General features: G+C 38.2%; 13 protein-coding genes. 4 read left to right on the forward strand and 9 right to left on the reverse strand.

The window, feature by feature from the left end; all coding sequences use genetic code 11:
• Positions 1–59: 59 nt before the first annotated feature.
• Both EG346_RS08660 and EG346_RS08665 read right to left on the reverse strand, forming a co-directional pair.
• A complete protein-coding gene (locus EG346_RS08660) occupies positions 60–1,097 on the reverse strand; it encodes a hypothetical protein (RefSeq protein WP_123878048.1) in 1,038 nt (345 codons plus the stop codon).
• A 213-nt stretch (positions 1,098–1,310) separates the two neighbouring features.
• Positions 1,311–4,658 (reverse strand): methylmalonyl-CoA mutase family protein, encoded by a 3,348-nt coding sequence (locus EG346_RS08665; protein WP_073329219.1) that lies wholly within the window; start codon positions 4,656–4,658, stop codon positions 1,311–1,313.
• 185 nt (positions 4,659–4,843) lie between these two features.
• Between EG346_RS08665 and EG346_RS08670 the strand changes: the two genes are divergently transcribed.
• On the forward strand, positions 4,844–5,176 hold the full coding sequence (locus EG346_RS08670; RefSeq protein ID WP_073329222.1) for a hypothetical protein: 333 nt from the start codon (positions 4,844–4,846) through the stop codon (positions 5,174–5,176).
• Here EG346_RS08670 and EG346_RS08675 read toward each other — a convergent pair.
• Positions 5,173–6,288 carry a DUF3667 domain-containing protein gene (locus EG346_RS08675; protein ID WP_123878050.1) on the reverse strand — a complete coding sequence of 372 codons (1,116 nt, stop codon included), beginning with the start codon at positions 6,286–6,288 and terminating at the stop codon, positions 5,173–5,175. The genes EG346_RS08670 and EG346_RS08675 overlap by 4 nt on opposite strands.
• Positions 6,289–6,639: 351 nt before the next feature.
• On the opposite strand from EG346_RS08675, the gene rplM reads away from it, so the two are divergent.
• The 3 genes from rplM to rpsB all read left to right on the forward strand — a co-directional run bounded on the left by rplM (position 6,640) and on the right by rpsB (position 8,450).
• Complete coding sequence (rplM, locus tag EG346_RS08680; protein WP_034706094.1) at positions 6,640–7,095, forward strand: 50S ribosomal protein L13; 456 nt, start codon at positions 6,640–6,642, stop codon at positions 7,093–7,095.
• Positions 7,096–7,101: 6 nt separating this feature from the next.
• A complete protein-coding gene (rpsI, locus tag EG346_RS08685) occupies positions 7,102–7,488 on the forward strand; it encodes a 30S ribosomal protein S9 (protein WP_042722891.1) in 387 nt (128 codons plus the stop codon).
• A gap of 200 nt (positions 7,489–7,688) precedes the next feature.
• Positions 7,689–8,450, forward strand: a complete 762-nt coding sequence (gene rpsB / locus EG346_RS08690; protein ID WP_034746531.1) for a 30S ribosomal protein S2 — start codon at positions 7,689–7,691, stop codon at positions 8,448–8,450.
• Positions 8,451–8,580: 130 nt separating this feature from the next.
• Here rpsB and EG346_RS08695 read toward each other — a convergent pair whose 3' ends face one another.
• From EG346_RS08695 to EG346_RS08720, 6 genes are all read right to left on the reverse strand, one after another.
• Entirely contained in the window at positions 8,581–9,015 is a 435-nt protein-coding gene (locus EG346_RS08695) for a DUF6759 domain-containing protein (RefSeq protein WP_073329228.1), read from the reverse strand.
• 5 nt (positions 9,016–9,020) lie between these two features.
• Positions 9,021–9,716 (reverse strand): DUF6759 domain-containing protein, encoded by a 696-nt coding sequence (locus EG346_RS08700; protein ID WP_123878052.1) that lies wholly within the window; start codon positions 9,714–9,716, stop codon positions 9,021–9,023.
• Between the two features lie 21 nt (positions 9,717–9,737).
• Positions 9,738–10,415 carry a tRNA (guanosine(46)-N7)-methyltransferase TrmB gene (trmB, locus tag EG346_RS08705; protein ID WP_073329306.1) on the reverse strand — a complete coding sequence of 226 codons (678 nt, stop codon included), beginning with the start codon at positions 10,413–10,415 and terminating at the stop codon, positions 9,738–9,740.
• A 98-nt stretch (positions 10,416–10,513) separates the two neighbouring features.
• A complete protein-coding gene (locus tag EG346_RS08710) occupies positions 10,514–11,287 on the reverse strand; it encodes a DUF6759 domain-containing protein (protein WP_123878054.1) in 774 nt (257 codons plus the stop codon).
• A 203-nt stretch (positions 11,288–11,490) separates the two neighbouring features.
• Positions 11,491–12,279: a hypothetical protein gene (locus EG346_RS08715; protein ID WP_083563903.1), complete on the reverse strand. Its 789-nt coding sequence runs from the start codon at positions 12,277–12,279 to the stop codon at positions 11,491–11,493.
• A gap of 161 nt (positions 12,280–12,440) precedes the next feature.
• Positions 12,441–15,839, reverse strand: coding sequence for an FIDD domain-containing protein (locus EG346_RS08720; RefSeq protein WP_164466351.1), 3,399 nt, complete (start codon positions 15,837–15,839; stop codon positions 12,441–12,443).
• Positions 15,840–15,862: the final 23 nt, after the last annotated feature.

Genomic DNA, 15,862 nt, shown 5'->3' on the forward strand with positions numbered 1-15,862 from the left:
AATTAAAAATATCAACCTTCCTGGTGATAGAAGGTTGATAGATAAGGGATAGGTAGGAATTATTGTTTTTCTACTTCTTTGATCGGAATGAATGCGCCGTTCAGATAATCAACTTTTAGTTCAAAAGGATAAGAGGCAGGGCTGGCTGCAATTAAACCACCAACTATGCCAAAAAAGACCGTAGCCGTCATCACATTTCCGGTTTTAGCAGTTCCTTTGATCTTACCGATGAGGTAAAAATCACCATCTCTTTTTTCAGTTTTTGTAAATAAATTTTCAACAGGAACGTAGAGATATGGAATTCCCTGATATACTACAGCATAGTTGTCATTTTTCTTAACTTCTTTTTCTTTACCATCCGTCATCTCATATATTTTGATGATTTTAGACGACTTTCCATAAAATTTAGGATTAACAATCTCTTTGTCAGGTTGTTGGTTTTTGAATGACTCATAATTTTTATAAAGCCCGTCTTTCAAGGTTTCCGAATTATAAAGAGCCAGTTTTTGTTTTTCAATATTGTCGAAATTCTTGATATCGTCTAAGGTGTAGTGATTGGTTTCCGCTGCTTTTTTGGAGATGTTTTTACGGATAAAATCGCTTACCATCTCACTTCCTTTCTTCATGGTCGCTTTGGTAACATCCATTGAAGAATGGTCGATGACAGAATCTATTTTATCAAGATAAGAATACATTCCATCATCGTTCTTTGCAAATAGATAGGCCTGGAAATAGCAGTAGCCATGCTCGCTGAAAGCTCCCGTGACTTCCGCAAAGTAGAGTTGTTTCAGATACATGACGATGGTGCCTTCTTCTGTATTGGCTCCATTGATGTGTTGTAAGAGATTCTGAAACTGATCCGGTAAACTGGTCGTGGGAACTACCCTCGCTTTTGTATTGAATGCCCCTTTTTGGACAATCCCAAGAGAAGTGGTATCTATTCGGTTATCGATTAATGTAATGGTTTTATAATAACTTTTCTCCAGTTTCTGATCAGGAAGACTGATTGTAAAATCTTCTACACGCTTCTGGGAAAATAAAAAAACCGCAAGACATAAGGCAATAAGAACTTGAATTTTTTGTACTGTGTTTTTCATGGTATACTATAAAAATAGATATTTTATGTTTGCGAAAATAAAGAAATCTGGTAAATACTGAAAACAGGAATCATTTTTTAACAGTTCAAAAATAATTTCGTGTTATCAGCGTCAGAAAAAAAAATACAAAAAAACCTCAAAGAAAATTCCTTGAGGTTTTAATTTATAATTGTTGATGCAGTTAGTAGTCAATAATTGTCTACGGCACTGCCTTTACATATTTCTTCTGTATTTACCACCCACTTCAAATAGGGCGTTGGTGATCTGTCCAAGAGAGCAGTATTTCACGGCATCCATCATCACTGCAAATAAGTTCTGCTGGTTGATGGCGGCATATTGTAGCTTTCTAAGGGCTTCCTCAGATTTATCTTCATTCGATTTCTGGAAATTATGAAGCGTTTCAATCTGAACCTGCTTTTCCTCTTCAGTAGAACGGATCACTTCTCCCGGACGAACCGTTGGCGAACCATCTTTTCCAAGAAAGGTATTCACTCCGATGATCGGATATTCTCCTGTATGTTTCAGCCATTCGTAATGCATCGATTCTTCCTGGATTTTTGAACGTTGGTACATGGTTTCCATAGCACCAAGAACACCGCCTCTTTCCGTAATTCTGTCGAATTCTGTATAGACAGCTTCCTCCACAAGATCAGTTAATTCTTCAATAATGAATGAACCTTGTAATGGATTTTCGTTTTTGGCTAACCCTAATTCCTTATTGATAATTAACTGGATCGCCATTGCTCTTCTTACAGACTGCTCAGTAGGAGTGGTAATCGCCTCGTCATAAGCATTCGTGTGAAGAGAATTACAGTTATCATAGATCGCATAAAGTGCCTGAAGCGTCGTTCTGATATCGTTGAAATCAATTTCTTGAGCGTGAAGAGAACGTCCCGATGTCTGGATGTGGTATTTCAGCATCTGGCTTCTTTCGTCTGCTCCGTATTTGATTTTCATTGCTTTTGCCCAGATTCTTCTGGCTACACGTCCGATCACTGAATATTCAGGGTCGATACCATTGGAGAAGAAGAAAGATAAGTTGGGTGCAAAATCATTGATATCCATTCCACGGCTCAGATAATATTCCACATAAGTGAAACCGTTGGCCAGTGTAAATGCCAGCTGAGAAACCGGATTGGCTCCAGCTTCAGCAATATGATACCCTGAAATCGATACGGAATAGAAGTTTCTTACTTTTTCAGTAATGAAAAACTCCTGAACATCACCCATCAGTCTTAAAGCAAATTCAGTAGAGAAAATACAGGTATTCTGAGCCTGATCTTCTTTTAAAATGTCTGCCTGAACCGTACCACGAACCGTAGCAATCGTTTTAGCTTTAATTTCTGCGTAAGCTTCAGCAGGAATAACTTCATCTCCTGTGATTCCCAATAGTTTTAATCCTAAACCATTATTGGAAGGAGGTAATTCTCCGTTATATTTTGGTCTTTCTAAACCTCTGTCATCAAATTTTGCTTTTAAAACAGCTTCAACTTTAGCTTCAAGTTTGTTTTCAGCAATATATTTTTCAACATTCTGATCAATGGCAGCATTCATAAAGAAAGCCAGCAACATCGGAGCAGGACCGTTGATGGTCATAGAAACCGAAGTCATTGCATTCACCAGATCAAAACCCGAATACAGCTTTTTAGCATCATCTAATGTAGCAATAGAAACTCCCGCGTTTCCGATCTTACCATAAATATCCGGTGGTAAAGCAGGATCCTGGCCATATAATGTTACAGAGTCAAACGCTGTTGACAAACGTTTGGCATCCATTTCCGCAGAAACATAGTGGAATCTTCTGTTGGTTCTTTCCGGCCCTCCTTCTCCTGCAAACATCCTTGTCGGATCTTCACCAGTTCTTTTGAAAGGATAAATTCCTGCTGTGTAAGGGAAACCTCCCGGAAGGTTTTCCTGGCCTTTCCATTTGATCAGATCTCCCCAATCGGTGTATTTTGGTAAAGAAATTTTAGGAATTCTTAAATGGGATAAAGACTCGGTTGAAGTTTCAACTTTGATTTCTTTTCCACGAACAAAATAGGAATAAAACTCAGCTTTGAAAGCTTCTTTTGTGTCATCCCATGTTTTCAGAAAATCGATATTTTCCTGTTGAAGGTCTTTTTCAGCCTTTTGATATTCAGCATCTAAAGTCTCATTGGAAAGGAAGCTTTTTACTCCTTCTATATGATACATTTTTCGGGCTAATTCAGCCTGTTTTTCAACATTGGCGTCGTATTGTCTATTGTTTTCAACAATTTCAGAAAGATAACGAACTCTTTTTGGAGGAATGATCGTTACTTCGTCCGTCACTTCCTGCTCAACAAAACCTTGCAGATTTAATGCTGAAAACTTTTCGTTTACTTTTTCAATCAATCTGTTGAATAGTTCAGTGGTTCCGTGATCGTTGAACTGAGAGGCTTTTGTTGCATAAACCGGCATATCATCCAATGGACTTTCCCACAACAAATGGTTTCTCTGGAACTGTTTTTTGACAGCCTGAAGTGCATCCAAAGCTCCACGTTTGTCAGATTTATTTAAAGCAACCAAATCTGCATAATCCAACATGTCGATTTTTTCCAACTGAGTAGATGCTCCATATTCAGGAGTCATTACGTACATGGAAACATCAGCAAAATCTGAAACTTCTGAGCCGGATTGACCGATACCCGAAGTTTCCAGAATGATTACATCCGGATGAGCCAGTTTCAGTACATTCAAAGCAGAATGGATGAAAGGGGATACGGAAACGTTATTCTCTCTGGTCGCCATCGAACGCATATACACTCTCGGATCATTGATCGCGTTCATACGAATCCTATCTCCTAAAAGGGCACCTCCGGTTTTCTTTTTCGAAGGGTCAATAGAAATGATGGCAATTTTTTTATCTGTATTGGAACGTAAGAAACGTCTTACCAATTCGTCTGTTAAAGAAGATTTTCCCGCACCACCAGTACCAGTGATACCGATAATCGGAATATTTAAGTCTTTTGATTTTTCGTCAATGGCTTTTACCAGTTCCGGCTTTTCGTCTGAAAAGTTTTCTACGGCAGAAATGATTTTCGCAATGCTGGTGGAATTTTCAAAATCAATTGAATCCAGATCCTCTGCAGTTACGTCTTTTCCTGTTGCGAAATCTGATCTTTTAACCAAATCATCAATCATTCCCTGTAAACCAAGTTCACGGCCGTCATCCGGAGAATAAATCCTGTCGATTCCATAAGACATGATATCTTCAATTTCTTCAGGCAGAATTACACCGCCACCGCCACCGAAAATCTTGATTTGCGGCGAGTTTTTTTCTCTCAAAAGGTCGTAGATATATTTAAAATATTCGTTGTGACCTCCCTGATATGAGGTTAAAGCAATAGCATTAGCATCTTCCTGGATCGCTGTGTTGACAACTTCCTCTGCTGATTTGTCGTGCCCAAGGTGGATCACTTCACATCCTGTTCCCTGGATCACGCGGCGCATGATATTAATCGCAGCATCGTGTCCGTCAAATAATGACGCCGCGGTTACGATTCTCACTTTGTTGATTGGAGTATATTTTTGGGTTTCCATAAAAAATCTAGAAAATTTCTGAATTTTCAAATATAATAATAAAATAAGAACCTTTTGGTTTTGTCTAATAATTTGATTTTAAGAAGGTTGTTTGAAAAGGATAGGTTGTTATTTCCCCAACTTAACAATCATTCGTTTAATAATGATCATTAAATTCTCTATTTTTGCAGAATTATATAGAGAGTATGAAAAAGGCTTTGATGTACTTTGCGTTAGGAACAGTTCTTAGTTTCCTGATCAATTATTTTTTTTACAGTTCTGAAAATGTCGGTCTGGATATTTATTATGCACTGGCTTTTGGGATTGCATGGGGAATCGCTTATTATCTGGATACCCCCAATTTTACACTCCCACAAAAATTAGGTATTTCTTTTGCGGCAATGGCTGTTTTAGTACTGATAGGAACACTTGTATTCAGCTTAGAGCTGGCCATTCCTTCAATCCTTAAATTTTCAACGGTTTTTGTAGCGTATTACTTAATTGCAAGTTTCAGAGCAAACAAATCTCTGCGCCGTTAGTGCATCAGTAAAAAGCTTACTACTCCTAAGCCTATCAATAGAAAGAGGAATAAGACATAGTTAATAATAAATAGGATAGCACCGATTAAAATAGTAAGCGCAGGATGGGTTCTGTAGGTTCTGTAGTGAGCTATAAAGAAATAGCATCCTGAATAAATCACAGCAGCTGAAATGAAAAGGATCTTCATGACGATCACAAAAGTATTCTCGTCAAAGTAGCTCAACAATTTATTCACTACAAAAATAAGTAAGGTGAGCAGCAATAAAAAAGAGAAATAATGGAGTGTAAAAACACCATGATCAAAATACCACCACTTTTTTTTGCTGTGAAATATCCACAAAAGAAAAGCAAACAGGGGAAGATATATAAAAAGAGCTTTGGGTAAATTTTGAATAGAGCTCCTGATAAATAAATCAACGATTTCACGTGGCGAATGTCCTCTTTCTTCCAATTCAAATACCTTGGCAACAAATGGACGGATCGTTTCGTATTTGTTTCCGTTTTTTTCTTCTTTCTTGTCAAAATCCTCCATAGACTGCAATCCAAAAGATTGAGTAATACTTTTACTCTTAAATACTTCTTTGAGGTCTATACCGTTTCTGTTAGTTTTGATGGTATCTCTGGTTTTAGTATCTGACAACTTAGATGGTGCCCCGTCTTCGGAAGAAATACCAATGGTAATATCGCGAGACTCCGGGATGTCTTTACGGATAGTGTCATTTTCTGAAACTGCTTTTTGAATTTCCTTTTTAAGGCTTTTCTCATTATCTGCTCCCTGTAATCCGAAATTCATATCTGCGATCTGGAATGAAATGAAAAGGAAGGTTAAGAAGCTGATGAAGATATAAAGTTTTACTGGAGGAACAAATTGAGTTCTTTTTCCTTCCAGATAGATTTTGGTAAGTCGCCCCGGTTTGAAAAGAAGATTCTTCATCGTTCCCCAGAACTGTCCGTCATAATGGGTGAAATCTTCAAAAAAGTGAGTAAAGAGATAATAAAAGGGATGGCGGCTTTCGATATTTTCCTGTCCACAGTGTGGGCAGAATCTTTCTTCAACCTGATGCCCGCAGTTCAGGCAGGTTTTATCTTCTCTGATTTTTCCGTGGCTCATGAATTATAGAATATGATTTGGGAGCAAATATAAATATTTTGCTATATAAAATAGTATATCAGTAAGCTTTTGCAGGAATCTTTTAAGAAAAATTAATAAAGAAAGAGTTTAAGAATAAAACTCTTTGCTTTATCGCTTGTGTTTTTAGAATCTTCTAAATGTTTTTTTTCATCGGCGATTCATTTTACAAGTTCTGTGCCAAAATTAGAACTGTCGTTAGAATCTATTAAGATGGTATTAAAATCTTCGTGAATATAGATTAAATAAAATATGTTTTTGGGTTACGAAAATTATTTGTACCTTTGCGCACCCTTTTAGGGGAAAATTATGTTTAATCTTTAACTAAAACGTGTGAATACATTAAGTTACAAAACTGTTTCAGCGAACAAAGCTACTGCTAATAAAGAATGGGTTGTGGTAGACGCTGAAGGACAGCCGTTAGGAAGACTAGCTTCTACGGTTGCAAAGATTTTGAGAGGTAAGCACAAAACGAACTTTACACCTCACGTAGATTGTGGTGATAACGTTATCGTTTTGAATGCTGGGAAAATTACGCTTTCCGGAAATAAGTGGGCTGATAAGACTTACATCTGGCATACAGGTTACCCTGGTGGACAGAAGTCTATGACTGCGGCTGAACTTCAGAAGAAAGATTCTTTAAAAGTATTGGAAAAATCTGTAAAAGGTATGTTACCAAAAAATAGATTAGGATCTGCTTTATTAAAGAACCTTTATTTATATGAAGGAACTGAGCACAAACATGAAGCTCAACAGCCTAAAACAATTAATGTTAACGAATTTAAATAATTAATTATGTCTATAGTTCACAAAATCGGAAGAAGAAAAACTTCTGTAGCGAGAGTTTATGTAAGACCAGGTTCTGGAAACATTACAGTAAACGGTAAAGATGCTGCAACTTATTTCTCTACAGACGTTATGGTTTATAAATTGAACCAACCGTTTATCCTTTCTGAGACTGTTGGTCAGTATGACGTTACCGTAAACGTATTCGGTGGTGGAAATACAGGTCAGGCAGAAGCTATCAGATTAGGTATTTCAAGAGCTTTATGCGAAATCAATGCTGAATTCAGATTAGCTTTGAAACCTGCTGGTTTACTTACGAGAGATGCAAGAATGGTGGAAAGAAAGAAGCCAGGTCAGAAAAAAGCAAGAAAAAGATTCCAATTCTCAAAACGTTAAGAATTGCGATAAGCTTAAAGCATTACGCGATAGGCTTTTTGAAAAACTTATTAAACTTTTTAACTCGCTTGAAGCTTACAGCTTAATGCCTAAAGCTTAAAGCAAATTGCCCGTTACGTTTAGCATCCAAACACTTCTCCCATCTAAAGAAGTTGTTGATTGTTTAAGAAACGGAAAGTAAACTAACAAAAACAGAAAACATGGCAAAAGCAAATGTAAAAGACCTTTTAGAGGCTGGCGTACACTTCGGTCACATGACTAGAAAGTGGAATCCAAATATGGCTCCATACATTTTTATGGAGAAAAACGGTATTCACATTGTAGACTTACATAAAACAGCAGTTAAATTAGATGAAGCTTGTAGTGCTTTAGAAAAATTAACTTCTGCAGGTAAAAAAGTTCTTTTCGTAGCGACTAAGAAGCAAGCGAAAGAAGTAGTGGCAAAACACGCTTCTGAACTTAATATGCCTTATATTACAGAAAGATGGCCGGGAGGTATGCTAACGAACTTCGTTACAATCAGAAAGGCTGTAAAGAAAATGAACCATATCGACAAAATGAAAAAAGACGGTACGTTCGAAACTTTATCTAAAAAAGAAAGATTACAGGTAGACAGACAAAGAGCTAACTTGGAGAAAAACTTAGGGTCTATCTCTGACATGGTTCGTCTTCCTTCTGCTATCTTCGTTGTAGATATCATGAGAGAACATATCGCTGTAACTGAAGCTAAGAAATTAGGTATTCCAGTTTTCGGTATTGTTGATACAAACTCTGATCCAAGAAAAGTAGACTTCGTTATCCCAGGAAACGATGATGCTTCTAAGTCTATTGATATGATCTTGAACATTGTTTCTGATTCTATCAAAGAAGGTCAGTCTCAAAGAAAAGCTGATAAAGAAAAATCTAAAGAAGAAGGAGAAAAAGTATCTGCTGAAACAGATGCTGATTTCGATGCTGAATAATTAAAGATTTTCTTTAATATAGGAAAAACGCTGGATCTTGATCCAGCGTTTTTTTATTTGTATTCAATTAGAATAGCTTGATATCACATTAATGATATAGAAACCCCGCTTTATAAAGTGGGGTTTGTATTTAATTAGAAATTTTTATCGCGTATGAAGTGGAAATAAATTTCGTAGATTGATAAGATGAGTTGCAGAGCATTCCGGATAGTCTGTAGTTTTGGTTTTTAGGAACCATTGTATAGCCAACCTTGCCGGAAGCTATCGGAATCTTTTTAAAGAAGCCATTTCCGCTTATGGTAAGAACCATATTGCATGGTGATCTGTTTTCTACGGAAACTGAAGTCTTGAGAGCAGTCGGAGAGTCTGCATTAAGAAGATCATTCAATACTTCAGCTGTTTCAGGTTTGTAGGTTTTGATAAGCTCAGCATATTCCCTTTCGGTATTGACCGCTGAAGTTGCGGAACCTGCAGGGTAATTGGTTCTTACGGGATAGCTGCTGTAGTTTGCATTACAGCTTATAATACTGAGTGAAATCACAGAGAAAAAGAGAAGCTTTTTCATACCGGTTATTTTTTTGATCTTTTCTTTTTTGAAGGTTTCACGGGTGTTACTTCTTTGCTGTCTTTTACCAGATCTTTATTCTCTTCAGACTTGGGCGCACCCGGGTTTTCAATCACTACAAATATACTTTTTTTTATGTCCTTTTCAGAAGAGTATCTGATATCACAGACATTACTGTTAAGAGTATAATGGCCCTTATTGAGGGTAATGAAATTCTCGCCATGTGCCGGAACCGCCAGATTATGGAAATCCTTTCCTTCAATTCTCAGGACGATGTTACAATCTGAATTGTTTCTAAACAGGAGGATAGCCTCATTCCTGGTAATGTCTTCATCAAACATAGCATTGAGAAGTTTTGCCGTTTTTTCTTTGTGCTGGTCAGACGTTTCAGCAATCAGTCTTTTAAACTCTTCTGCATCATTTGAGTTTGAATTCCTCAACAACCTGTTGGGGATATCAGTGATGACAGGTCTTGCCTCCATAGGTTTGGCAGTCTGTGCGCCTTTGGTCCATTCAGAGTTTTTAAGGGCAATCAGTTTGGGCTTAAGAACGCTCCTTTTGGGATCTTCAGGATGCGCGTTCTTAAGGTATTCTTCAATTTCTGCGATGTTTACGCTTTTCAGAATGTCTTTGTGTTTTTTCTGCGCGATAGCAGAACCCGTAATCAGGAAAAAGAGGAGGGTCGTTAAAATTTTTTTCATCAATTTGTTGTTTTTATTTCATCAGCTTATCCTGAATTTAATATAAGTTATTGTTTTTCCTTTCGCCGAAAAAAGCTCTTCGTAATAGGTTTTTATATCTCTCAGGTGTTCTGTGTTGGGATCATATTCAGGAGCACCGTAAATGTCGTGATGAGCAGAAATTATTTCGTAGCCTGCTCCCTGTAAATAGCCTAATGTATAGCCGTGAAGGAACTCCGAATCCGTTTTTAAGTGGATAATTCCACCCGGTTTCAGGAATTTTTTGTATCGCTCTAAAAAGTCAGGATGAGTCAGTCTGTGTTTTGTACGTTTATACTTGATCTGAGGATCAGGAAAAGTGATCCAGATCTCGTCCACTTCATTTTCAGCAAAAAAATGGTCTACAAGTTCGATCTGTGTTCTCAGGAATGCTACATTATTCATGCCGCTGTCCACCGCTTCTTTAGCTCCGAACCAGAATCTGGCCCCCTTAATATCTATTCCTATGAAGTTTTTTTCAGGGAATGTTTTGGCCAGTCCTACAGAATATTCTCCTTTGCCACAACCCAATTCCAGCACAATTGGATTGTCGTTCTTAAAGAAATCTTTTCTCCAGTTTCCTTTCAGTGGAATACCGATTAAAGCTTCTTCTCTTGTAGGTTGGATAACATTTGGTAAAATCTTGTTTTCAGCGAATCTTGCTAATTTATTTTTGCCCATCGAGTCATTTATAAAATCCCGCAAAAATAGCGAATTTTACATAGACTACCTTGTCATTTAAACATAAAAGGCATGTACAGAGTGTATTTATATTGGGTTTATGGTGTTGCAGAACTTCCCAAAGCTACCATGATGGCTTTTTCAATCGTTTTTTGCGATGCATACTGTGCCCCGCAGACCAGACTGGTAAAAAGATACTGCCCTTTATCTATAACGATTGAGCTTTCACCGTGGGCAGGAACAGCAAGCCTGTACTTTGTAGTTCCAACACCTTCCATTCTCACAATGATATTGCAGTCAGATTTATTCTGAATAAGGATGATACTTTCCTTACTGTTGGGATCGTTGTCAAATAGGGAGTTTAATATTTTTACCGTTTTGTTCTTGTGTTCTACCGGATTTACAGCCATCAGCATATTGAATTCTTCGGCTTCTGCATTGGGAACTGCAGTGTTCGCAGAGGTGTTGACTACAAAGGCATTTTGAGCTGTACTTGGAGTATAGACTACAGTGGATTGTTTAGCAGCAAGCTCTGCTTTGTATTTGGCGATTTGTTTCTGTTTGATAATTGCATTCATCTCGTCGAAGCTGATCTTGGTAGAAGGTCGTCTTTTGAGAAGGGCAAGCATTTCCTGCATATCTTTTACTTTTTGGTCAGCAGGATGAGCCTCTTTAATGTATTGCGTCATCATTTCCATAACCCGCGGTTTTAGTACTGACCTGCGTGGGTCCTCAGGATGAGCATCCCTTAGGAAAGCATTGATCTCGTAGATGTTTTTACTTTTTAAAATATTGCTGTAGTCCTTTCCCTTTTTTTGGGCAGACAGACTCATAAATAGAATGGAAACAAAAAATAAAAGTAATTTTTTCATTGACAAAATATTAAATAAGGATTTGGTGTTCTCTCTTAATTTGTGTTTAGCCAATTAGTTTTCTCTATAATAACGACGTACAGCTATTTTTATTTTAAACACTTAATTGTGATAGGAAATTAAGCATATTTTAAATAAAAAAGAAATGTACACTATAAATTTTAAATAGTGTATCTTTCTTTAAAGACTTTGATATCGGAAGATTATTTAATAACCTCCTGAAGATTTGAGGTTTTAAGCCTTTTCTGGTAGATAGGCAGGTATTTTTCGATTGGAATTTTTATCGCTTCAAAATTACCTGCGAGTACATATGCCTCGATATTTTCTGAGGTATAAACAAACTGAAGAAAATTGTCGATCAGGTTTTCCGGAATCTTGAACTTCGCGAAATAATCCTTCCCAAGATAATTTTTGATCTGGGATACTGAATTATTCATTCTTTCGTAAGCCATATAACGCTGCTTTTTCTTCCGGTCTCCCGAAAGGATGTCATAGATGCTTTCCAGGCTGAAAGTAAGACCACCGTCCCTCAATCCTGCCACCGGAAGTTCTGGAGACGTTCCGTCGCCTTTAGGTTCAGGTAAGCCGATTACTTTTTTTATTGCCAGTGCTTTATCCACTTTGCGTATAGAATTTACATCATACCTTAAATTTCCGGTAGGTTTGAAACGGGTCAGTACAATTTCCTGGATCTCGTAGTATGCAATCTTTAATTCAATTAAATTTTTCTGCTGTATCATCTGAGGGGTCAGTTTTACATCTTTTCTTTCCGTGACAATAGAGGTAAAACGGATCACATCGCCTGGAGCTGCAGGGATGTTATAAGTGCCGTTATAATCGGTAAGTACGGTTTTCTGGGTATTCAGATTGGTTACATAAACCTGATTAAGATACAAGATTGAGTTGTCTCTTAAAAACACCTCTCCTGAGTAGATCTGTGCACTGACTTTTGCTAGAAAAACCAGCATCAAAAGGGTAATTAGCTTCTTCATATAATTAGGGCAAAATTACGTAGAAATACAGCAATTTATACCGATTAAGATAATGATCTCAGGTTAAAGTTATATTAAACTTTAATACCAAACTGTTAATGAATGTTATAAACGTACAACAATGACAAGAATACCGGTAAATATGAACGGACAATCAGTCATTATTTATGTTTTACCAGCAGCCAGCTTGTATATTTTACAGAGGTAGAAGTACCATATTCAACCCAACTGATAAAATACCAGTAAGTAGCGGTAGGTACTGGTCTTCCACCCATTCTTCCATCCCATATGTATCGGTTGTCCGGGCTTCCTCTGAAAATTTCAGCACCATACCGGTCGAATATTCTGAATTCAAGATTGGTATTGCTCATTAAAGCAGAATAATCGATCTGTTCATTATGTCCGTCACCGTTGGGAGTAATGGTATTGATCAGATTGATGATAGCGAAAGGTCTTGTTATTTCCTCACATAATTTTGAGTCTCTTACAAAAACTTTATGAGGGCCTCTCGGTACATTGTTGAAAATATTGGAACTCTGCCAGCTTACTCCATCCAGAGAGTACTCATAAGGTGGTGTTCCGCCACTTGCTCCAACCGTTACTGTCGTTCCGTTGATCTCTATTGAGGTGATCATTGGTGTAGGTGATTCCGTAACAATCACAATCTGTCTGTAAACACAACCATTGAATGTAAGCTCTACCCAGTAGCTCCCCGCCGGAACATTGGAAATAGAGGGTGAGGTAGCTCCTGTACTCCATAAATATTTTTCAAATCCAGGTCCTGCATCTAGCGTTGTCGTGGCTTTAGGGCAAATAACCTGGTCTTTTAAGAGATCAGACTTCTTAGGTATTTTGATTGTAATTTTAATGGATCCCACTTCAGGACAAACACCGTTTTTCTGAAATCTGATATAAAAAGTTTGTGTTCCTGTAACATTGACTGTCCCGGATAGAGGAGCATTGTTATTTTGGGCATCAGCCTGAGTTGCATGAAACGTATAAGTAACATTAGGATCTATGGTAAACTGTGGGATAAACTGAGCTAAGCTGACTGCTTTTATTCCATCCAGATCATCATCACAGACATTGGCAGCAGCAACTGTTGTGATCAAAGTAATTCTGGCTCCAATACTGAACTGTAAAGGTTTTACCACCACAGCACATCCGTCCGGGGACTCTACCCTGATGTAAATTGTTGTTGTAGCGGTATAGCTCCAGTTGTTGGGAAGGGTATTGGCATTTCCGGCATTAGCATCAGCAAGGGTTGCGTAATATCGTACGTTGGTAAAATAGCCAGGGTTATTAAGTACAATACCGGTTATATTGGAAAGTATGACCGTAACTGTTCCGTCCAGGTTGTCATCACAAAAAATGCCATTGTAATTATTAAGAACTATCGCCAGATTGTACAGGGAAAGTGTGATCTGAGCAATACTTTTACAGCCTAAATTATTTTTCACCACAGCATACACAATAGTGCCGTCGGGTGCAGTATATGAATTTGTTGTTGTGATAAGTGCTCCGGGGTTTTCTGTCTGGGCATCCACCAGAGTAGGATAATACGTAATGTTTACCGGTGAGTTATTGGTTACATTGGCAGACGTAAGATTAAATGTTCCTTGCCCATTAATGTTACAGGCATGCAATGTAATATTGTTAACCGTAAGCGCAAGAATATTAATGTTAACGGTTACCGTTTCACAATCTGGAAATACAGGATCGTTTCCACAGAAGGTATAGGAAAAACTATCTGTTCCGGTAGTTCCTGGTGTATTAACAGTATAGGTAATAATTCCGGTTACTGGATTTACAGCGACAGTACCTAATGCCGGAGGCGTAACAATAGCCACTGTAGAAGTTACAGGAGTCTGTGGGGAGCCCGTAAAGGCTGGCGTGATCGTTTGGGTGGTACAGACATTATAGGTTGATGTAGTAAGCTTTGTACAGTTGAGTACTTTAAATTGTTCTGTCACTAAAGGGGCACACCTTCCCATAGTCACCGAACAGGTGTAATATCCGGACTGTGTAGGGCTAATGGATGAGGTGGTAGCTCCCGGAATAAGAGTTCCGTTCACATACCACTGGTACGTATCATAAATAATCGGGTCTACTGTAAGCACTATGCCTGGGGCACAAGTTCCTCCTGATCTTAAAATAACAGGTTGCGTAGGAAAACCTGCGAAAAATCCGCCATAACCTACCGCGTCACTTCCTGCATTAATTCCTGCGGTAATCGCTTTATCAGAAATCACGGTGATCGTTCCGGTTACATTGGGAATACCGTAGGTAACCCAGCTGTTGGTCCCTGTCATGTTGAACGGGCCGGTGGTTGGCAGTGGAGTGGCTCCATTTACTGTAACATTTGCTCCTCTTTCTGTGATCAGGTTGAGTTTTGTGGGGATATTAAGAATTCCGGAAGGGTTAGCATTGGAATGAACAAAGTTTTCATTAATAAAACCCAATTCATTGATCTGTTTTGGAAGATAGCAGTTCAGTGCCGGGATAAAATTAAATCCACCTGTTGCTACTTCACTTCCCGAGGCGGAATCTCCGGCAAGGATCTGATACACATACGCATTCTTAGAGGTCTTTAAATAAAGATTATAATGATTGAGCCCCTGGGCTTTATATTTTGAATCAGAAATCACATAATATTGTCCCGCATTTAAGGTGGTCAGAGGAGGAATTTCATCGTTGACAAAGATCTGGGTATTGTCCTCCGTGGCAATGACGATAGCTCCTTCCATATTGGAGCCAATAGTTCCGTTTCCTTTTACAAGAGCAAACTCAGTTCCCAGTCTTTCTACCGGAACCGCCTGATCCATGAGAATATCAGAACTTGTAGGGTAGTTGCCGGCATACTGTCCATTGAAATTTCCGTTGGTGACATTGACGGGTTTAGTGGCGGTAATCTTGGCACCGATGAAGGCATCCGAGTTTCCTGCAGAAGAGCCTATACCGTCCATAATATAAGACTGACCTTTATTGAGGGTAAAGGTCATCGTAGGATTTGTGGCGCCCGTAGTTCCGTTTGAAAACTGGGCTGCTGGTTTATATCCGCTTACGGTAACTACAGTATTGTCTTCTGTGGCAAGAACGCTGGCCATAAAATTTAAAATAGGATTTCCAACCGTAATGGGGGCGTTGGCAACGTAAAAGTTTTTTCCGGTGGAAGGTATTCCTTTTGAAGTAATGATCTCAGCATGATTAAGGACGGAGAATCTCAAGTTAGCATAAAAGGGAAACTCTGCTTTTAAATATAATCCTTTGGAAGTAGGTGTAAAAAGATCTGTCTGATTGGTCGTAATGATATAATTTCTGAGTACATCAAATTTTTGAGGATTGTTTTTACTGATATTTACAGTGCCAATAAGCACATTATTATTGTAAATACTTACCGGGAAAGTTGTTGTCCTGTTGGTAGATAAGTATAATTTCTGATACGGATTGGGACTTCCACTCCTGTCCATCATAGGCGCAAACCAGTGTTCTCTGTCCAGCTGGGCCAAGGTAAAGGTGAAAATACAAAATATAAATAGAAAAGATAAAATTTTCTTCATTCAGTGGAGGGGTTTAACACAAA

The organism is Chryseobacterium carnipullorum, from assembly GCF_003815695.1.
Lineage (GTDB): Bacteria > Bacteroidota > Bacteroidia > Flavobacteriales > Weeksellaceae > Chryseobacterium > Chryseobacterium carnipullorum.